We start from the raw sequence: 19,986 nt of genomic DNA on the forward strand, positions 1-19,986 counted from the left end.
CTTTATTGTCTTTATTGTCTTTATTGTCTTTATTGTCTTTATTGTCTTTATTGTCTTTATTGTCTTTATTGTCTTTTGGCAGTGTAGTCTGCTCTCGTGGCTCAACCTTATTGCCAGGAGTCGCGTTTTGCAGGCCATCAATAATGACTCTGTCTTGCGCAGTAAGTCCCGAAGTTACCCCGCGCATTCCATTCTCTACACTACTCAAAGTGACTCTTTTCAACACGACGACATTGTTGTTGTCTACAGTCAATACATAAGCACCGATTTGATCATAAAGAATAGCGGAATCAGGCACGGTTAACTGCTCTTTAGGTCTAGATATCGCCACGCGTACTTGCACAAAAAGTCCTGGTACAAAAACATAATCTTTATTTTGCAGTAGTGCACGCAACTCCATGGTGCCTGTAGATGCATTAAGGCCTGTATTCACAAAATCAAGTGTCGCTTTGTATTTGAAATCCGTATCACCTTGTAAGCCAATTTCGACAGGAATTTGTTTAATATCTTCTGGCTTAAACCCACTTGCACGAGCTGCCGCACGTAATCTGATTAAATCAATTTCATTCAGATTAAAGTAAACATAGATGGGATCAATTTGCTGTATGGTTGCTAAATTCGTAGCTTCACCGTGACCGACGAGATTACCAATATCAACCAGATGTCGACCAATGCGGCCATCAAATGGGGCTGAAATATGGGTATAACTGTAATTAATGGCCGCATTTACTTCATCGGCCTCTGATTTATCTAATTCTGCAGCAATCTCTAGCGTTTTGGCATACCATTTTTCGACTTCATTTAGGGAGGTAGCATGCTCTTTATACATACGCTGTTGGCGTGCATACTCCGATTTGTTATAAACAAGCGAGGCCTTTGCAGCAGTTACAGTCGCCTTAGCGGCCCTAAGTTTTTCAAAATAAGGTTCGGGCTGAATTACAAAGAGTTCTTTGCCTTTTTTTACAAAGCTACCATCAACAAACTCAATTGAATCAAGAAAGCCTTCAACACGTGCAACCAAGTTCACTGAGTTATAAGCAACCGTATTCCCTGTTTGGGTAACATATTCAGCCATTTCTGCACGGATTGGTTTTTGCACCACCACCGCAGGCGGAGGGATCGTTGGCACTTTGCTTTTGCCAAAAAAATGCACCATCAAATAGATGAGAAGTAAAATAGCAACTGCTATCCCTACCATTTTGACTGACTTTGAATCTTTATTAAAGTTCATACCCGCTACCATTTTATTTATTTCCCAAATTTCCTTTTCTTTAAAGGTGAGGGTATATGCCTCATCCAATCCTATTTTTTCCTTACCATTTAGGTAAATAAAGTTCCTTTATTCTTTCCTTTTTAGTTAGAGGTGCTTCATGATTTTGCTGCTTGAGCAAAGTACCCCAATTTGTTCGTGCTGCCATTTCTGCTTTAATTTGTAGTGGCACCACATCATTAATACCACGTATTTCCCAGCCACCGCCAAGTGCTCGATAAAGAGCGACTAATGCCTGTGGAATATTCGCTTGTGCATTGACTAATGAAGTCTGTACACTCAGCTGCTGCTGCTCAGCATTGAGTACCGGCGTAAAGTCTGTTTCTCCGTTAATATAACGAATTATTGCCAGTTTTAATGTTTTAGTTGCAGCGGTATTCGCTTTAGTTAAGGCATGCTCTGCTTTTTTTGCTTCAATATAAGCCGTAATGTTGTTTTGCACTTCTTGCTGTGCTTTTAACACTAAATTAACGTAATTTAATACAGACTGCTGGAAGACGGCATCTTGTGCGCGTACCGCGTTGGTGATTTGGCCATAATTGAGGATGGGCCAAGACAGGGTCGGGCCAGCAGTGATTGAGCGATTCGACCAATTAAATAGCTCTGAAAGCGAGTTTGAGCCGATATTGTTTGAAGAAAAAACAAACGTTCCATTTAAGGCAAAAGATGGGAAGAGATTCGCTTTTGTTGCCCCGATTTTAGCAGATTGTGCTATAGCATCTAAACGGGCTTGATGGATGTCTGGCCGACGCGCTAATGTCTCTTTAGGGATGCCAACTGCTACCGATGAAGGCGCTTTGGGAATTCCCTTGCTTTTCTTTAGCTGTCCATCAACACCATTGGGCACCGTACCTAATAAAAGTGCCATGGCATTTTTTTGTTGCTCCAAACTATTTGCCAGTGGCGGTAAAGAGGCTTCTGTTTGTGAAAGCTCAGTCTGGGCTTGCTCCACATCAATTAAGTTGGTTTGACCCGCATTATATCGGGCTTTGGCTATTTTTAATCCTTCCTTCTGCACTACGATGTTGGCTTTTGTTACCTTGATTTGTGCTTCATAGGTACGAATTTGGATGTAGGTGCTGGCAACATCTGCAGTAAGTGTGACTAAGGCATTATCATAAGCAGCAAGCGAAGATAAAAATGTAGCATCATTAGCCTGAATTGCTCGACGATATTTACCCCAGAAGTCAAGTTCCCAATTCGCGGAAAAACCCATTGTGGCAGTTTCAAAAGTGGAAGGCAAAAGCGTTTGCAGCTCACTACCACCAAGTTGATAATAGGTGAAATTACCAACTGCGGCCTGTTGTTGCGGATACAACATACCAACTGATTGCGCCAAAAGAGCTCGAGTTTGTAAAACCCGTACCCCGGCAATCTGCACCGTCAGATTGCTGTGATATCCTTGATCAATTAATGAAGTAAGCACAGGATCATGAAATACATGCCACCATTTGGCGGTTCTGAATGGGGTTTCTTTTACTGTTGCATCTTTTTTCGGCCAATGTGCTGCAACCGGTTTTCTGGGCTCTTTATAATTAGGACCAACCATAAAACAGGCACTAAGCAGCAGACAAGCAACAAAGGTAAAAATTTTTAACATGAGTGCTAAGATTTCCCTATCTAAACTATTTTCCATTATTGGCAATGATTAGCCATTATTACTTCTCAGAACTGTATCATTACTCAGAATTATTTGATAGATCACTAGGTTAAATATCGGATTAAGTGGCTTATTCACGTCGAGAAATCCCGGGTTACGGCTTCGCCTTCACCCAGGCTACAAAGATTATTTTCTACTTCAATTATTCTGAGGTAATAACTTGCAATTGAGTCACGTTTTGCAAGCCACGCGGCAATCGATTGCCTCGACGCCCACGCTCACCTTTGTAATGCTCCAGATCAGCCCCTTTCAAAGTAAAATGACGTTTGCCAGCATGTACAGTAAGAGAGTCATCTGCAGAAAGTACTTGCAAATCAATCACATACTCTTCACGTGCTGCGGCTTTAGCAGAAGGGATACTGATCAACTTATTTCCCTTGCCGCGAGATAATTCAGGCACCTCTTTGGCCGAAAAAATGAGTAAGCGACCAGCGCTGGTAGCACAGGCAACAAACAACTCATCATGTTTAGGGAGTATTCGCGGTGGTAAAATATTACTGGCATCAGGCAGCCTAATACATGCTTTTCCATTGCGATTTTTTACATAAAGATCGGCGATTTTAGCAATAAAGCCATATCCTGCATCACAAGCTAATAACACCAATTGTTCTGGCTCACCGCCAACTACCGCTTCAAACAATGCACCTTCGGCAGGATTAAGTTTACCGGTCAAAGGCTCACCTTGTCCGCGCGCAGAGGGTAAAACATGGCCAGGCAAAGAATAGACCTTACCTTCACTATCAAAAAAGAGAATTTGCTGGTTTGAGCGCGCCATGGCCTGTGCTTTGAACTCATCACCTGCTTTATAACTGAGCTCACTTCCAAGGACATCAAAACCTTTAGCGGCTCTTACCCAACCTTTTTTGGAAAGCACAACCGTAATCGGCTCATTGGGTAAAATATCTTCTTCTTTTAATGCCTGTGATTCTTGGCGGACAATAATTGGTGAACGACGCGCATCACCAAACTCATCTCTATCCTTAATAATTTCGTCCTTAACCAACGCTTTTAGGCGTTGTTCTGAGGCGAGGATGCTCTGCAGATTATCGCGTTCAGCACAAAGCTCATCCAGCTCACCACGTATCTTTATCTCTTCCAATTTGGCCAAATGGCGCAATTTCATTTCTAAAATGGCTTCCGCCTGGCGATCGCTGAGATTAAACCGGGCCATTAATCCTTGTTTAGGGTGTTCGTGTTCACGAATAATGGCTATGACTTCATCAATGTTCAGATAGGCAATCAGTAATCCTTCAAGCACATGAATGCGATCCAGTACTTTGAGCAAACGATATTCCAAACGTCGTCTTACGACCGTGATTCGATAAGACAGCCACTCGGTTAGGATATCCAGTAAATTTTTTACTTTGGGTTTGCCATCAAGTCCTATCATATTGAAGTTAACTCGATAACTTCGCTCCAAATCGGTGGTAGCAAATAAATGCGACATTAAGCCTTCCACATCCACTCGATTTGAACGCGGGATAATGACCAAACGGGTTGGATGCTCATGATCAGACTCATCGCGCAAATCCTCGACCATAGGCAATTTTTTCTGTTGCATTTGCAATGCAATTTGCTCGATTATTTTGGCACCAGATACCTGGTAAGGCAGGGCAGTAATCACAATATTTTGCTTTTCCTGACGGTATACCGCTCGCATTTTAACGGAACCATTACCTGTCTCATACAAAGTAGCAATTGCTTCAGGTGGTGTAATGATTTCAGCCTCAGTCGGAAAATCAGGCCCTTTAACGTACTGAGTAATTGCAGCTAAATCGGCTTGCGGATTATCCAGTAAATGCACGCAGGCGTTGGCTACTTCGGTGAGGTTATGCGGGAGAATATCCGACGCCATGCCCACCGCAATACCAGTTGCGCCATTTAATAATATATTAGGCAGACGCGCTGGCAATAATGAAGGCTCTTGTAGCGTTCCATCAAAGTTGTCGACCCAATCGACGGTACCTTGTAATAACTCAGAAAGGAGTACTTCCGCGTAAGGAGATAATCGAGCTTCAGTGTACCTCATGGCCGCAAAAGACTTAGGATCATCAGGAGAGCCCCAGTTTCCCTGGCCATCAACAAAAGGATAACGATAAGAAAATGGTTGCGCCATTAATACCATGGCTTCATAACATGCGCTGTCGCCATGCGGATGGAACTTACCCAACACATCCCCAACCGTACGCGCTGACTTTTTATATTTGGCTGTTGCTTTCAAACCAAGTTCAGACATCGCATAAATAATGCGCCGCTGCACTGGTTTTAATCCATCGGCAATATGAGGTAAGGCTCTATCTAAAATAACGTACATTGAATAATCAAGATACGCCTTTTCTGTAAACTCAGTTAATGCTTTTCGTTCTGTAACGTCATTCATCGTTTTTTTATTCATGAAAATAATAAGTACTATTTAACCACTGGGATGCTCTGTTGCAAAGTAATTTTAGCAAAGTTCGCTTAGTGCATATATAGAAACAGCCTATATATTGTGAATAACTTTGTTCTGCTTGCTCTAACAATGACAGGATATTTCCTAACTTATTGAAAATTAAATGATTTTAAAATATGCTGTTTTTTAAATCATTTTCGCCCTGTGGATAACTTTGTGTATTATGCTTGAATAAAAATATTAAGTCATTGTAAATAACATAAAAATCACTGGCGTTTCTTCCCGCCAACTGCCTGTTGCCATGAATTACACGGATAATGATATATAATTAAATAAAGAAAAACATGATTAATGGCCTGTTATGGATGACAGCAAAAAGAGAAATCAAGACTCGCTATTTACTTACTCGACTTCACGATTCAGTAAATTTTTATTGTATTTCATTTTCATACCAGCGCTTGCACTCGTATTAATTATTAGTATTTCCTCTTATCGTCAAGTAGATAAACTGGTCGAGGCGAACAGTTGGGTAACCCATACTTATGAAGTGATTCAATCCGTTGATCAGGTACTATTCTCCATTGTTAATATTAATTCCTTACAAAGAGGCTATCTGATTTCTGGTGATGACCAGTTCATATCATCTATTGATAAAATAAAAAGCGGCTTGAAACAAAATTTTGATAATTTATTTGAGCTGACAAAAGATAACCCGCCACAGAAGGAACGAATAGCTCATTTTATTGATTCAATCAATCAAAGGCTTAGCCAATTAAATCAAACCATTCAATTAAAAATGAATAACAAGCTCAATACACAAGAGGGGATGGATTTTTTCCGTCAAGAGGCAGACCTTTCAAATCAAATTAAAGACGCAGGCCAAGAAATAAAATCAGTTGAATTAGTACTGCTAAATGGAAGAAATGACATCGTACTTGCTAACGCGAATTTTGCAAACTTTATTATTATCTGTGGAAGCATTGTGAGTATAGTTGGTTTAATTTTAGCCTTCATCCTCGCGAACAAAGAATTATCTCGCAGTTTAAAAGCAGAACGTGATAGGAAATATGTTGGGACTCAATTAAGAAGTATTTTAGAGAGTGCAACAGACATGATCGCTGCTGTGGATAATAATCATTGCTATCTTATCTTCAATGAAGCATATCAACGTGAATTTAAACGTTTATTTGGCCGACATATAACCATAGGCATGAATATAGATGCTGCTTTTGCTGATATCTCCAGTGCAAAAAGTAAGTTAGTGGAGATATGGAAAGAGTCACTAAAAGGCGGGGAGTTTGTAAGAAATATTGAATTTGAAGCACATAAGCAGCATAACGTCTATGAAATTACTTCCAGCTTAATTAAAAATGAAAATAACGAAATTAGTGGGGCAGTGCATATTATTCGTAATATTACCAAGCAAATTGCAGAGCAAATCGAACTTAAAGAATCTTATGAAAAGCTCAATGCCGGAATGCTCGCGTTGCAAGATAAAAACGAACAAATCACTCTTCTTGTGGAGATGAGTGACATTATGCTTGCATGCAGCTCTCAAGATGAGTTAAGTCATGTCATGACAAAATACTGTCAGCGCATGCTGAATTTTGCGAGTGGTTATTTATATGTCATGCATCCCTCAAAAAACTATTTGGAAATTGCGACAACCTGGGGTACCCCCAACGACCAGGGAAATACTTTTTCTCCTGATGAATGTTGGGCAATTCGCTTGGGAAGGGTTCATCATGTACGTCCATCCCACAACGAACTAATTTGCAATCACGTGCACATCACCAATGAGCAAAACACAGTCTATCTTTGCGTTCCCCTAATGGCTCAGAATGATATTTATGGTTTATTGTATTTGGAAATTACCCAGGAAACTCCCGTTGCATTTTCTGAGAATCAACAACTATTCATTAATGCGTTCTCTGAATTAACTGCTTTAGCCTTTGCAAATGTACGCCTAAGAGAAAACCTCAGGTATCAATCGATGCGTGATCCTTTAACCGGCTTATATAACCGTCGATATCTAGAAGATTTTCTCTTAAAACAAATTCATCAAGCAGAACGTACAAAATCACCACTTTCCGTTTTAATGCTCGATCTAGATCACTTCAAAAAAATAAATGATACCTATGGTCATGATGCAGGTGATGCAGCTTTAAAAGAGTTAGGTAAAGTATTGCAAGATGATATTCGCGTTGGTGATATTGCCGCGCGCTATGGCGGTGAAGAGTTTCTTGTTGTCTTTTATAGTACCGATGCAGAAACAATTAAAACACGCGCTGAGAGCATTAGACATGAAATTTCACGCCTGCAAATAAAATATGGCGCCCAAGTCGTAGGTCCTATTACCGCATCTATTGGTATTTCCGTTTTCCCGACGCACGGACGTACCCCAGAAGAATTAATCGAATCAGCAGACAAAGCATTGTATTTTGCAAAAGCTAATGGCAGAAATCAGGTGGTTTTATTTTCAGATCTTGAAAAGAAAAAGTATCGTGGCAATGGGAAAAGGAATGAATACAACAAGTCTTCTGATAATAAGCTAATGTGAGTCGTAAAGTCCGTAGGAACGCAAGCCCGGGTTACACTGCACTGCAAGTATACGTTTAAAGAAAATTTGGTGGTTTCAAAGAGATATAGAACTTCTTTCTTAACAAAGTAAGAAGTTCTAACAATTAAATTTGCAATTACTATTTGATATTTTTTCTAACTTTTTGAATCAGGCGAATCTGTGCAACAGCTCGAGCGAGCTCTGCAGCAGCAACCGAATAATCCATTTCACCGCCTTTACTAGACATTGCCGCCTCAGCTTGCGCTTTTGCAGCAAGGGCAGCCGACTCATCTAGATGCTCAGCTCGTTCAACTACATCTGCAAGGACAGTAACGCTGTTAGGTTGAACTTCCAGCATACCACCTTGAACGTAGTAAATTTCTTGCTGACCACCAGGCAAGGTAAGTCTTACTTCGCCTGGTTTTAGAACGGTAAGTAAAGGTGCATGACCTGCTGTAACGCCTACTTCACCTAATTCTCCGGTTGCAACAACCATTTCGACTAAGCCAGAGAATATTTCATGTTCAGCACTAACAATATCTAAGTGCGTTGTTCTAGTCATATTTGCTTACCTCACAAGGTCTTAGCTTTCGCAACTGCTTCCTCAATGCTACCAACCATATAAAATGCTTGCTCAGGTAAATCATCATATTCACCAGCGAGAATGCCTTGGAAGCCTTTAATTGTATCTTTTAATGATACGTATTTTCCTGGAGAACCAGTAAAGACTTCAGCAACGAAGAATGGTTGTGACAAGAATCTTTGGATTTTACGCGCACGGGTAACAACACGTTTATCTTCTTCAGATAACTCGTCCATACCAAGAATCGCGATAATATCTTTTAATTCTTTGTAACGTTGCAATGTTTGCTGTACACGACGAGCCGTATCGTAATGCTCTTGGCCTACAATAAGCGGGTCCAATTGTCGTGAAGTTGAATCTAAAGGATCAACCGCAGGATAAATACCTAATTCAGCAATTTGTCGTGACAATACAACTGTCGCATCCAAGTGAGCAAACGTCGTTGCTGGAGATGGGTCAGTTAAGTCGTCAGCAGGTACGTATACTGCTTGAATTGAAGTAATAGAACCTGTTTTGGTTGAAGTAATACGCTCTTGCAACATACCCATTTCTTCAGCCAGCGTTGGTTGATATCCTACCGCCGAAGGCATACGGCCTAACAGCGCTGATACCTCAACCCCTGCTAGAGTATAACGATAAATGTTATCAACAAATAATAATACGTCACGGCCTTCGTCACGGAATTTCTCAGCCATAGTCAAGCCAGTTAATGCAACGCGTAAACGGTTACCTGGTGGCTCATTCATCTGACCATAAACTAATGATACTTTATCCAATACATTAGAGTCTTTCATTTCATGATAGAAGTCGTTTCCTTCACGAGTACGCTCACCCACACCCGCAAATACTGAGTATCCACTGTGCTCAATCGCGATGTTACGAATTAATTCCATCATGTTAACGGTCTTACCCACACCGGCACCACCGAACAGTCCGACTTTACCCCCTTTAGCAAAAGGACAAAGCAAGTCAATAACTTTAATACCTGTTTCAAGCAACTCTTGGCTGCCTGCTTGCTCTTCATAACTTGGTGGCTTACGATGAATTGACCAATGTTCTTCTGCGCCGATGGGGCCAGCATCATCAACTGGACGACCTAGAACATCCATAATTCGACCTAAGGTTTTCTTACCAACAGGCACTTGAATAGGATTCTCTGTATTTTCAGCTTTCAGACCACGCTTCAGTCCTTCTGTTGTTCCCATAGCAATAGTACGTACTACGCCATCACCAAGTTGTTGCTGTACTTCAAAAACCAAATCACCATCAACAAGTTTTAATGCATCATTGATTTTAGGGACATTATCACGGGGAAACTCCACATCCACAACCGCGCCAATAATTTCTACTACAGTTCCTAAGCTCATTTTATACCCTCTTATAAAGCGGCTGCGCCACCGACAATTTCTGCCAATTCTTGTGTAATTGCAGCTTGTCGAGCTTTGTTATAAGCCAATTGAAATTCTTTAATCAAATCACCGGCATTATCCGTTGCATTTTTCATTGCAATCATTTTCGCCGCTTGTTCACAAGCAATATTTTCAACCACTGCTTGGTAAATTTGTAATTCGATAAAACGTTCTAAAAGATTATCCAGCAATTCCTTAGCATCAGGTTCATATATATAGTCCCAATGATGCCCCATTGTCTTGCTGTCTTCTTCTGATTTTGGCAATGGTAGTAATTGTTTCACCACAGGCTTTTGCGTCATGGTGTTAACAAATTCGTTGTATACCACATGTAGCGCGTCAATAGTGCCTTTGTTAAAAGCATCAAGCATTACCTTAACGATACCAATAATGTCATTAATACTTGGCGTATCACCAAGATGGTCTACAGAACCAAGAACATTACTGCCAACACGCTTAAAGAACGCTTGTCCTTTACGGCCAATGACTGCAAGATCAACCTCTTTGCCTTGTTCTTTCCAGTGACGAATAGTACGCACTGTTTCACGTAGTAGGTTTACGTTTAAACCACCACATAATCCACGATCTGTAGTAACAACGATAAGACCGATACGATTAACCTCACGATGACTCATAAACGGATGTCTGTATTCTGAGTGCGCGCGAGCAATGTGCTTTACTACGCTGTAGATCTTACTAGCATAAGGTTTAGATGCGCGCATTCTTTCTTGAGTTTTGCGCATCTTACTTGCTGCCACCATCTCCATTGCACGAGTTATCTTTCGAGTTTTATTAATACTCGAAATTTTCGAACGGATTTCTTTTGCTCCAGCCATAATATCACTTCGCCTTAAATTGACTTACCAACTTGCTGTACGCTTAAAGTCTTCTACAGCTTTTTTCAATTTTGCTTCAATGTCATTATCGTAAGCACCTGCTTCATTGATCAGTTGTAACAGATCAGGATGTGTGCTGCGCATATAGTCATGTAACGACGCTTCAAATGCAGCAACTTCATTTACAGGTACATCATCCAAATAACCTTTTTCAACCACAAACAATGCTGTACCCATTTCAGCAACAGATAATGGAGAGTATTGTTTTTGTTTCATGAGTTCAGTGATTCGTTGTCCACGCTCTAATTGCTTACGAGTCGCGTCATCAAGATCTGAAGCAAATTGCGAGAACGCTTCTAATTCACGGAACTGAGCAAGTGCTAAACGAGTACCACCACCTAACTTTTTCATGATTTTCGTTTGTGCCGCACCACCCACACGAGATACAGAAAGACCTGAGTTAATAGCAGGTCGAACACCTGAGTTAAACAAATCCACATCAAGGAATATCTGACCATCTGTAATGGAAATAACGTTAGTTGGTACGAACGCAGATACGTCACCCGCTTGAGTTTCAATAATTGGTAATGCAGTTAATGAACCTGTTTTACCTTTTACTTCGCCCTTAGTCAGCTTTTCAACTTCATCAGCATTGATTCGTGCAGCTCTTTCTAATAAGCGTGAATGTAAATAGAAAATATCCCCAGGGTATGCTTCACGACCTGGTGGTCTGCGCAACAACAAAGATATTTGACGATATGCCCAAGCTTGTTTGGTTAAATCATCATAAACAATCAATGCATCTTCACCGTGTTCCATGAAGTATTCACCCATGGTACATCCAGCATAAGGAGCAATAAACTGTAATGCAGCCGAATCAGAAGCTCCTGCTACGACGACGATGGTATGCTCTAAAGCACCATGTTCTTCCAGTTTACGAACGATTGCCGCAACAGAAGAAGCTTTTTGTCCTATTGCTACGTAGATACATTTAACGCCAGTACCTTTCTGGTTGATGATCGCATCAATAGCAATCGCAGTTTTTCCTGTTTGACGGTCGCCAATAATAAGCTCACGTTGACCACGTCCAACTGGAATCATCGCATCAATAGCTTTTAATCCGGTTTGTACGGGCTGATCTACTGATTTACGCGCAATAACGCCAGGAGCCACTTTTTCAATTGGTGACATGCCTGCAGCATCAATTGGTCCTTTACCATCAATTGGATTTCCTAAGGCATCAACAACTCGGCCTAAAAGTCCTTTACCTACTGGAACTTCAAGAATACGACCAGTACATTTACCTTTTTGGCCTTCAGCTAAAGAAGAATATTCACCAAGAACAACCGCGCCCACTGAATCTCTTTCGAGGTTAAGAGCCAGACCATAAACGCCGCCAGGGAATTCAATCATTTCACCAGCCATTACGTCTTCAAGGCCATGTAAGCTCACGATACCGTCTTTTAAGCTAACAATAGTACCTTCATTTCGTGCTTCAGATACTACACTAAAGTGTTCTATTTTCTTTCTGATTAATTCACTGATTTCAGAAGGATTTAATGCTACTTGTTCTGACATGGAAACTATCCTCTAAATTATGCGGCCAATTCAGTGCTAAGCTTATTAAGCTTGCCACGAACTGAACCATCTATAACTAAATCGCCCGCCCGAATTATTGCTCCACCAAGCAAGGAAGGATCAATACTGATTTTTAACGAGACCTTACGCTGTAAGCGCTGACTTAATGATTCGATTAATCGTTGTTGTTGTGCACTAGATAAATCTGAGTAACTGCTTACATCAACATGCAGCGTTTTTTCTTGCTCTGCACGATGTGCTTCATAGAGTGCATAAATATCAGGTAGCAACATCAATCTTTTATTTGTAGCCAGTAAATTAATTAAATTGTTTAATGGCATATTTTCATTTGATTTTGCACCAATTGCTGCTTGCAACAGCTCAATGTGCTGCACGACGGTTGTTGCTGGATTCGTAATAAAATGCTCAGCCTCTGGCGTCAACACAGCTTGTGCAAGATTTCTCAAATGTGCTGACCACTCAGCTAATTTTTTTTCCCCTAAGGCATATTCAAAAATTGCTTTAGCGTAGGGTCTGGCTATGGTGGTACTATCAGACATTTTAAATCTCTTCTATCAAGTTATCTAACAATGCAGTGTTTGCCTTAGCATCTACTTCGCGCATTAAAATTCTCTCAGCACCAGTTATAGCCAAGTTTGCTACTTGTTTACGCAACTCATCTTTTGCATGGTTGATTTGTTGCTGTAATTGCTCTTGTGCCAATTTCACTTGTGTTTGCGCTTCAAGTTTTGCTGTTTCTTTAGCTTCTTCGATTATTTGCGCAGCACGCTTATTTGCTTTTTCAATGATATCAGCTGATTGAACTTTGGCTTGCTTTAATTCATCTTTTACACGATGTTGTGCCAATTCCAATTCTTTTCGACCTCGTTCAGCAGCAGCAAGACCATCAGCAATTTTGTCTTGTCTTTCTTCCATTGCCTTTGCCAATGGAGGCCATACTAATTTCATGGTAAACAAAACAAACGCTGCAAAAACGAGCATTTGTACAATTAGTGTTAAATTAATTTCCACCGTTTAATCTCCTGTAACAATTAGGGCGCTTAGCGCCCCGATCATGTGTTATCAAGAACCCAGGTTGCTTAGGAAAGGGTTTGCGAAAGTAAAGAACAATGCGATACCCACTCCAATCATGGTTACGGCGTCTAACAAACCAGCAACGATGAACATTTTTACTTGTAACATTGGAACCATTTCTGGCTGACGCGCTGAGCCCTCAAGGAATTTGCCACCAAGCAAACCAAATCCTATCGCTGTGCCCAATGCACCCAAACCAATTAACAAGGCAACCGCAACAACGGTCATACTTTGAACTTGTGCTATTAAACTAGCGGCTTGCATATTTATCCCCTTTACAATGGATGAAAATTAAATCGGTTAATGATCTTCGTGTGCTAAACTCAAGTAAACAATCGTTAGCACCATGAAAATAAATGCTTGCAATGTAATTACCAATATGTGGAATATTGACCAAGCCAGCGCCAAAATAAATTGTGCTGAGCCCAAAGTCACGGTACCCAGAGTTGATGATGTTGCAGCATTTAAGGTTAACAGAGCGATCAATATGAATATCAATTCGCCTGCATATAAGTTTCCAAATAACCGCAGTGCTAATGAAATGGGTTTCGCAATAAGACCAACCACTTCCAGCAACAGGTTAAAAGGTATGAATCCGGGATGATTAAAAGGCTGTAATGTGAGCTCTTTTATGAACTTTTTGGGGCCTTTTATCTTAATACTGTAAAAAATGATGAGGATAAATACAGAAATTGATAAACCAAACGTTAAATTCAAATCGTTTGTTGGTACCACTTTAAGGTAATGAATACCTCCCGTCTGAGCAATTGCAGGTAATATGTCTACGGGTAATATGTCCATAAAATTCATTAAGAAAACCCACAAAAATATTGTGAGTGCCAGCGGACCTATTAAATTATTTTTACCATGGAAGCAATCTTTTACCTGATTATCTGCAAACTGCAGCATAATCTCTGCAAAGTTCTGCATCTTACCAGGAATGCCTGTCGTAACTCTGCGTGCACCAAAATACATCAGCGCACAAACAATAACTCCTAAAACAACTGAGAAAAACAGTGTGTCGAGATTCAATGTCCAGAAACCACCCGAACCCAATTTCATATCACTAACGTTATAAGTAAGATACGTTAAATGATGTTTGATGTAGTTTGTGCTAGATACCATTTCAGTCACTTTCAGGCCTATTCTGTTTATTTATAATAATCAACGGGGTAAACCAATGCGTCATCTGTATCATAATATATGATGCAAAAAACGCTAGCGGCGTAATTTTAAATAGTAAAAACACCGCGGTGAATAGGAATATGGATATCACTATCTTTAACGCTTCGCCCTTGTAGAAACTATTTACGATCTGCTTGGCCGAGCGAGCACCTTGATACTTAAACAGTTTGCTTGCAAAAAACGCGTTAGGAACAATACAAACGATGCCACCAAGCAAAGCTGAGCTTGCCGCATTAGTATCATATACTAGTGCACATAAAGCTGCGAAGACCAATGTAACGCCAGATTGTACACACCATAGTCGTACAATGCCGCGCTTACTTAGCTGTTTGTTCACATATTCACCTAAGTTTCACCGCGCGAATTATAAAGTAACTGGTATAAATAATCAATGCCATTTTTTATACATGCGTGATTATTTACTACCAATGACCTATATTAGACGCTGATGCCCAGGGTTCTTGAATAGGTAAAGGTTCGCCTTTTTGCAGCAATTCGATAGAGATATTATCTGGCGAACGAATAAACGCCATATGGCCATCTCGAGGAGGCCTGTTAATGACTACCCCTGCATTTTTTAATCGTTGGCATGTCGCATAGATGTCATCTACTTGATACGCTAAATGGCCAAAATTACGACCTTCTTTATATTCTTCGGGATCCCAATTATAAGTAAGCTCGAGCATAGGTGTATTTGTGTGGCTTTTGTGCTCTAAATCACCCGGTGACGCAAGAAATATCAAAGTATAGCGGCCTTTTTCATTCGGCGTGCGTTTGACCTCAACCAGTCCCAATTTATTGCAAAAAAAGTCCAGTGACTCATCTAAATTAGATATTCGCACCATCGTATGTAAATAATTCATCCCTTTTCTCCTTTATTATTGGCATTTATATCCCGTTAATGCCGCTTACAATAGATTTTAACGTCTATAATTATAGTGTGGAACTTATTATCACAACTCAGGTAATAAGTAATGTTATTAACCTCGCAAAAGGAAAGAACATGCCTGATAAGATCCAACACACTGCAGCCAGTATGCAGCAAAAAATGCTCGCTCGTTATAGCGATGGATTATCTCATAAACATAACAAACATCACCTAGAATATCGACAACACTGTAGATCCCACCCATGTAATCAAAGTAATGGCTTAAATGAAGAAGATGGATTAACTGGTTCTACGGGATTATTACGTCAATTTAAATTAAGGAAAATACGTAAACGACCTGACAAAGGACATTTCCATTAACAACATGCATCCTAGGAAAAGCAGTTGGATGTTTTTACCCTTGCATCAATTGCTTTTCTAGGGTTATCCAAAAGAATTATTTTGATACGTAAAATATTTAAGAATTTTTACTACTTGCGTCACATCACTTGTTTGTCTTGCCATATTAACTACTTTTTCAGCTTGTTCTTGATGCACATCTCCCATTAAATAAACCACTCGATCAGAAGTTACTACCTTAAATGCGTTCGGATCAATAGAGCCATCAGCAAAAATTTGGCTGCGGATCTTCGCTGTAATCCAACCGTCTTGCACTGAATTTGATCCTGAGGTACTTACTCCTACCTGATTAAACATCCGTCTATAGCCTTTTACTAAAGCCAATCGTCGTTTTAATTCGACACGCATTTCAGGAGTGGGTACATGGCCAGCTAATAAAACATCTCCATTAAACACCGCAATATCAATCACACAATTGTTATTTTTAAATTTATTATCAATCGTGATCGCGTTATTTACTTTGAGATATAAATTGTAATCATCTAATTTTTTATACACATCGTGTCTATCATAAACCATAGTGGCACCTGTCCATAAGCTGCTTATGCAGCCAGACAGACACAATAGAACCAATGTAAGTAGAACAGCAAAACATCCATGTTTTAACATTTTATTTAATGAATATACTGGAAAATTTTAACCACTTTATTTACACCATTAACTCGGCGTGCCGCATCAACAGCAAGCGCTGCCTGGTGATCATTGACGATGCCCATGAGATAAACCACTCTATTTTCTGTGACCACGCGGATAGAGCCTGATTCAAGTCCTTTTTTAGCCAGCAATGCAGTACGAACCTGACTGGTAATCAGACTGTCTTTTGAACGGGCGGTCAGAGGTATGGGGTAGCCAACCGATATTTCATTGTAAACACGATGCACACCTGGGCCCCCGCGTGCAATTTTTTCAGCCAAATTACGTAAAGACGGCGTAGGCGTTTGTCCGACAAGCAATACAACACGGTTAAAACTAGTCACAATAACGCGGGAATCACTAAACTGACGGTTAGTTACTATTGATTTATGAATGACATGAAATAATCGAGCGTCGGCTTCCATTGTAATTACGCCGCGTCGATCATAAACCATTCCAGCAACAGCACCTGTTACAACAGCAGCAACACATCCTGTTAACAGGGAGGCGACCAAAAGAAAAGCAATCGATTTTAATCTAAATTTAAAACTCATTTTTTTACCCCAAAACCTGACCAAACAATGATTGGTCAATTAAATCACAAAAGCAATGTAAAATGAACAGGTGCATTTCCCTAATTCGCGCCGAATTATCGGATGCAACACGCAGCTCAATATCCTCGGGACCCAAATGATTGGCAAGCACCCCTCCATCTCGGCCACTTAAGGCAACCGTATCCATTCCGCGTTCATTTGCGGCATGAAGCGCATGCAACATGCTGTCTGAATTACCTGATGTAGTTAATAAAAGTAATACATCATTTTCTTGTCCAAATGCCTGAATTTGCCGTGCAAAGACTTGGCTGTAATGATTGTCATTTGCAGAAGTGCTTAAACTGGTTGCGTCGGTACTCAAATTAATTACGGGAAGCGCGGGTCTTTCTACTTCAAATTGATTCAACATAGCACTGGCAAAATGCATGCAGTTAGCACTTGAGCCCCCATTTCCACACAATAATATCTTTCCATCCGCAAGCAAACAATTCACTAAACGTTGCCCAGCTTTGGCAATCGCATCAGATAAAGAATCAGCGAGGGCTATTTTGGCTTCTATGCTCATACCAAATAAATGCCTTACTCGTTCTTCCAGTTGTACCGTCATATCAAACCTCTATCACTTATTTTTTGTAGCCTGGGTGAAGCAAAGCAGAACCCGGGGCTTCCTGGTACATTTTCTCCACACCTTCACCCAGACTACAAAAATATTTACTCTGTTAATCAATAATCTGCACCAAACGCATCCTTTATCCAATTAATGGTCGCTGATGTGCCATCAATACTTACAACATCAAAACGAAGGGCAAATTGGTCATACTTTTTATGTTCCAGCAAATAGTATGTAGCCGTCTTGAGTATTTTCTGCTTTTTTGCATAAGTAACACTGGCAATGCCGCCACCAAACTGGGCGGATACCCGTGAACGAACCTCTATAAAAACCAGTTCTTCCTGATCACGCATAATTAAATCAATTTCGCCCAGGCGGCAACTGTAATTTTGCGTCATTAACTTAAGTCCTTGCTTTTTTAAGTATGCTAAAGCCTTTTCCTCAGCAATGCGTCCTTTCTCTTGAGTTATCAATTACACGGTCTCACCCAAAGAATGGACAAGTCCTTGTTTGAACTGTCCCCACTCCAATACACGTGCCACCTGTTGCGATGGTTTGAGATATAAAATACCATCTCCATTATGCGATTGATCTGCTGGGAATAACATCAATTGGTTCAATTGGGTTGCCAAAGTATAACTGTCTATTCCTAAAGCATACAATCGATTATAACTGTTAAATTGTTCTGGCCAATTGCGTGTACCGGCCTGATGTGCGAAAACCCAGGGGATGTCACAGAAAATGATTCCATCAAGATCTTTATCTTTCAATGGATTAGCACTACCACCATACACACTGGCCGTAGCATAGACAGGAACATCCCCCGCATAATAATAATTGAGCAGCGGCATAATTTGCCGTGCTTTAGACGGATAGGCTAACAGAAAAATCATATCAAAATCTTGCCTGCGACTAATAACCGGTTGGATTTTCAGTCCTAATAATTCTCTTATTTTTTTCTCACGTTGCTGGCTGTTGCTGATTTGCAGAAAATCTTTCATTTTTTTATTCAAATCATCATTTGCAGCATATGAAAAAGTATCCACAACACGTCCACCACTCTTTTGCCATTGTTGCGTAAACGCGTGAGTGACTTCCTTTCCCCAATCAGTACCAGGCGCAATAATCAATGCACGACTATATCCTTTATTTTTTGCTCTGAGCGCAACCTGAATCGCTTCATTTACCGGTGAAAGGCCAAATGAATAAGAGTTTTCCTGGATATTGGCATCCGCATCATTTAATAACAGGGTAGGGACAGGGTGGGCTAATGCCGCAACTACTGCTACCTGTGATTTTGTTAATGGTCCCACAACATAATCCGCCCCTTCATTAAGCGCAGTTTGATACAAAGAAGCCACATCACCTTTACTGGTATCATAAGTTTTTACCTGCATGGAGGTCTTGTTATTATTCTTATATGCTGCCATAAATCCATCGCGTACTGCGGTTCCTGGTCCTTGTAACGCGCCACTTAAAGGAAGCAAAAGCGCAACCTGTTTCGGCTGAGCACGTATTTTATTTGCAATTGAGTCTAATGGATTAGGCAAAATATGATTTGCCGGATGCTCATTAAAATGAGATTGCCACTGATCTAAAGCAGCAAGCAAAGATTGTGGATTATCTCGATACTTGCGTGAAATTAACGCGAGCTGTAGCCAGCCTTGTAACACAGATTGATCAGATGCTTTAGTAGCCAAAGAATTTAATTCAGTTTGTGGCATATGCGTTAAAGTTAACCAAAGTATACGGCGATTATTGGCTTGACTCTCGTCATCAACCAGCAATGACTCAAGTTTGATACGCTCATTAATGGACTCCATTGGCTTATCAGTACCACGATAAGCTTGTGCCAATAACTCATGAAATTGAATCTTTTGGTATAGAACAAAGTCATCACGCTCCGTAATACTGGCTAATTTATTTAATGCCGTTTGTGGGCGGTCGCGAATGAGATCAATTTGTGCCAACAAAAGATTTTTTTCATTCTTAAGTGCCGGTGTTAAATCTGTAGTCTGTGCTAAAATAGCAGCACCTTGTCGCCATTGACCTTCTGAAATCAAATGACCCGCTGCGAGGAGTAACGATTGTTGCTTGTCACTGCCTTCTTGATTTTTGGCTTGTATCAGGTAACTTGCGGTAGATTTAGAATATGGGCTTGCTATTTTTTTCTTCTCTACTTTTGGTGCAGTTACGGGTATAGGTGTTGCCATTTCAGGCGGGTTAACTGCTGTAGTACATTGACAAAGAAAAAGGGTTGATGTCAGTAAAAAAAATGCGCGAATTTTTATTGTTTTAATAAACATATTTTTAGACATTGAATAAGCAATAAC

At 40.4% G+C, this 19,986-nt stretch carries 20 protein-coding genes; 2 read left to right on the top strand and 18 right to left on the bottom strand.

Features of this window, described 5'->3' with window-relative positions:
• The 3 genes from BGO44_RS11800 to parC all read right to left on the bottom strand — a co-directional run.
• Nucleotides 1-1,231, bottom strand: a 1,231-nt coding sequence (locus BGO44_RS11800) for an efflux RND transporter periplasmic adaptor subunit (RefSeq protein WP_286823143.1), incomplete at its 3' end; no start/stop codon positions are given.
• 82 nt (nucleotides 1,232-1,313) lie between these two features.
• Entirely contained in the window at nucleotides 1,314-2,870 is a 1,557-nt protein-coding gene (locus BGO44_RS11805; protein WP_273201055.1) for an efflux transporter outer membrane subunit, read from the bottom strand.
• A gap of 202 nt (nucleotides 2,871-3,072) precedes the next feature.
• Nucleotides 3,073-5,310 carry a DNA topoisomerase IV subunit A gene (parC, locus tag BGO44_RS11810; protein WP_286823144.1) on the bottom strand — a complete coding sequence of 746 codons (2,238 nt, stop codon included), beginning with the start codon at nucleotides 5,308-5,310 and terminating at the stop codon, nucleotides 3,073-3,075.
• Between the two features lie 373 nt (nucleotides 5,311-5,683).
• Between parC and BGO44_RS11815 the strand changes: the two genes are divergently transcribed.
• Complete coding sequence (locus tag BGO44_RS11815) at nucleotides 5,684-7,882, top strand: diguanylate cyclase (RefSeq protein WP_273201053.1); 2,199 nt, start codon at nucleotides 5,684-5,686, stop codon at nucleotides 7,880-7,882.
• A gap of 139 nt (nucleotides 7,883-8,021) precedes the next feature.
• On the opposite strand, the gene BGO44_RS11820 is transcribed toward BGO44_RS11815, so the two are convergent.
• The 10 genes from BGO44_RS11820 to BGO44_RS11865 form a co-directional block, all read right to left on the bottom strand.
• Complete coding sequence (locus BGO44_RS11820) at nucleotides 8,022-8,444, bottom strand: F0F1 ATP synthase subunit epsilon (RefSeq protein ID WP_058511383.1); 423 nt, start codon at nucleotides 8,442-8,444, stop codon at nucleotides 8,022-8,024.
• Nucleotides 8,445-8,455: 11 nt separating this feature from the next.
• Nucleotides 8,456-9,832, bottom strand: a complete 1,377-nt coding sequence (gene atpD, locus BGO44_RS11825; RefSeq protein WP_058511384.1) for a F0F1 ATP synthase subunit beta — start codon at nucleotides 9,830-9,832, stop codon at nucleotides 8,456-8,458.
• 11 nt (nucleotides 9,833-9,843) lie between these two features.
• Complete coding sequence (gene atpG, locus BGO44_RS11830; RefSeq protein ID WP_058511385.1) at nucleotides 9,844-10,710, bottom strand: F0F1 ATP synthase subunit gamma; 867 nt, start codon at nucleotides 10,708-10,710, stop codon at nucleotides 9,844-9,846.
• A 24-nt stretch (nucleotides 10,711-10,734) separates the two neighbouring features.
• Nucleotides 10,735-12,288, bottom strand: coding sequence for a F0F1 ATP synthase subunit alpha (gene atpA / locus BGO44_RS11835; protein WP_273201052.1), 1,554 nt, complete (start codon nucleotides 12,286-12,288; stop codon nucleotides 10,735-10,737).
• A 17-nt stretch (nucleotides 12,289-12,305) separates the two neighbouring features.
• On the bottom strand, nucleotides 12,306-12,848 hold the full coding sequence (locus BGO44_RS11840; RefSeq protein ID WP_273201051.1) for a F0F1 ATP synthase subunit delta: 543 nt from the start codon (nucleotides 12,846-12,848) through the stop codon (nucleotides 12,306-12,308).
• Between the two features lies 1 nt (nucleotide 12,849).
• Nucleotides 12,850-13,320 carry a F0F1 ATP synthase subunit B gene (locus tag BGO44_RS11845; protein WP_273201050.1) on the bottom strand — a complete coding sequence of 157 codons (471 nt, stop codon included), beginning with the start codon at nucleotides 13,318-13,320 and terminating at the stop codon, nucleotides 12,850-12,852.
• A 51-nt stretch (nucleotides 13,321-13,371) separates the two neighbouring features.
• Nucleotides 13,372-13,647 carry a F0F1 ATP synthase subunit C gene (gene atpE / locus BGO44_RS11850; protein WP_006869493.1) on the bottom strand — a complete coding sequence of 92 codons (276 nt, stop codon included), beginning with the start codon at nucleotides 13,645-13,647 and terminating at the stop codon, nucleotides 13,372-13,374.
• A 36-nt stretch (nucleotides 13,648-13,683) separates the two neighbouring features.
• Nucleotides 13,684-14,508, bottom strand: a complete 825-nt coding sequence (gene atpB / locus BGO44_RS11855) for a F0F1 ATP synthase subunit A (RefSeq protein ID WP_083503965.1) — start codon at nucleotides 14,506-14,508, stop codon at nucleotides 13,684-13,686.
• A gap of 1 nt (nucleotide 14,509) precedes the next feature.
• Complete coding sequence (locus tag BGO44_RS11860) at nucleotides 14,510-14,905, bottom strand: F0F1 ATP synthase subunit I (protein WP_058511389.1); 396 nt, start codon at nucleotides 14,903-14,905, stop codon at nucleotides 14,510-14,512.
• A gap of 85 nt (nucleotides 14,906-14,990) precedes the next feature.
• Nucleotides 14,991-15,431 (bottom strand): VOC family protein, encoded by a 441-nt coding sequence (locus BGO44_RS11865; protein WP_058511390.1) that lies wholly within the window; start codon nucleotides 15,429-15,431, stop codon nucleotides 14,991-14,993.
• 140 nt (nucleotides 15,432-15,571) lie between these two features.
• Here BGO44_RS11865 and BGO44_RS11870 point away from each other — a divergent pair, with 140 nt between their 5' ends.
• Nucleotides 15,572-15,817: a hypothetical protein gene (locus BGO44_RS11870; protein WP_058511391.1), complete on the top strand. Its 246-nt coding sequence runs from the start codon at nucleotides 15,572-15,574 to the stop codon at nucleotides 15,815-15,817.
• A gap of 63 nt (nucleotides 15,818-15,880) precedes the next feature.
• On the opposite strand, the gene BGO44_RS11875 is transcribed toward BGO44_RS11870, so the two are convergent.
• The 5 genes from BGO44_RS11875 to BGO44_RS11895 all read right to left on the bottom strand — a co-directional run bounded on the left by BGO44_RS11875 (nucleotide 15,881) and on the right by BGO44_RS11895 (nucleotide 19,971).
• Complete coding sequence (locus tag BGO44_RS11875; RefSeq protein ID WP_273201045.1) at nucleotides 15,881-16,465, bottom strand: BON domain-containing protein; 585 nt, start codon at nucleotides 16,463-16,465, stop codon at nucleotides 15,881-15,883.
• A 5-nt stretch (nucleotides 16,466-16,470) separates the two neighbouring features.
• The gene (locus BGO44_RS11880; protein WP_058511393.1) at nucleotides 16,471-17,043 is read right to left on the bottom strand and encodes a BON domain-containing protein; all 573 of its coding nucleotides are present in this window, start codon (nucleotides 17,041-17,043) and stop codon (nucleotides 16,471-16,473) included.
• Nucleotides 17,044-17,047: 4 nt separating this feature from the next.
• A complete protein-coding gene (locus tag BGO44_RS11885) occupies nucleotides 17,048-17,650 on the bottom strand; it encodes a D-sedoheptulose-7-phosphate isomerase (RefSeq protein WP_058511394.1) in 603 nt (200 codons plus the stop codon).
• Between the two features lie 116 nt (nucleotides 17,651-17,766).
• The gene (locus tag BGO44_RS11890; protein ID WP_273201059.1) at nucleotides 17,767-18,123 is read right to left on the bottom strand and encodes a YraN family protein; all 357 of its coding nucleotides are present in this window, start codon (nucleotides 18,121-18,123) and stop codon (nucleotides 17,767-17,769) included.
• A gap of 3 nt (nucleotides 18,124-18,126) precedes the next feature.
• Nucleotides 18,127-19,971 carry a penicillin-binding protein activator gene (locus tag BGO44_RS11895; RefSeq protein ID WP_273201043.1) on the bottom strand — a complete coding sequence of 615 codons (1,845 nt, stop codon included), beginning with the start codon at nucleotides 19,969-19,971 and terminating at the stop codon, nucleotides 18,127-18,129.
• Nucleotides 19,972-19,986: the final 15 nt, after the last annotated feature.

Source organism: Legionella sp. 39-23, from assembly GCF_001897665.1.
GTDB classification, from domain to species: Bacteria; Pseudomonadota; Gammaproteobacteria; order Legionellales; family Legionellaceae; genus Legionella; species Legionella steelei.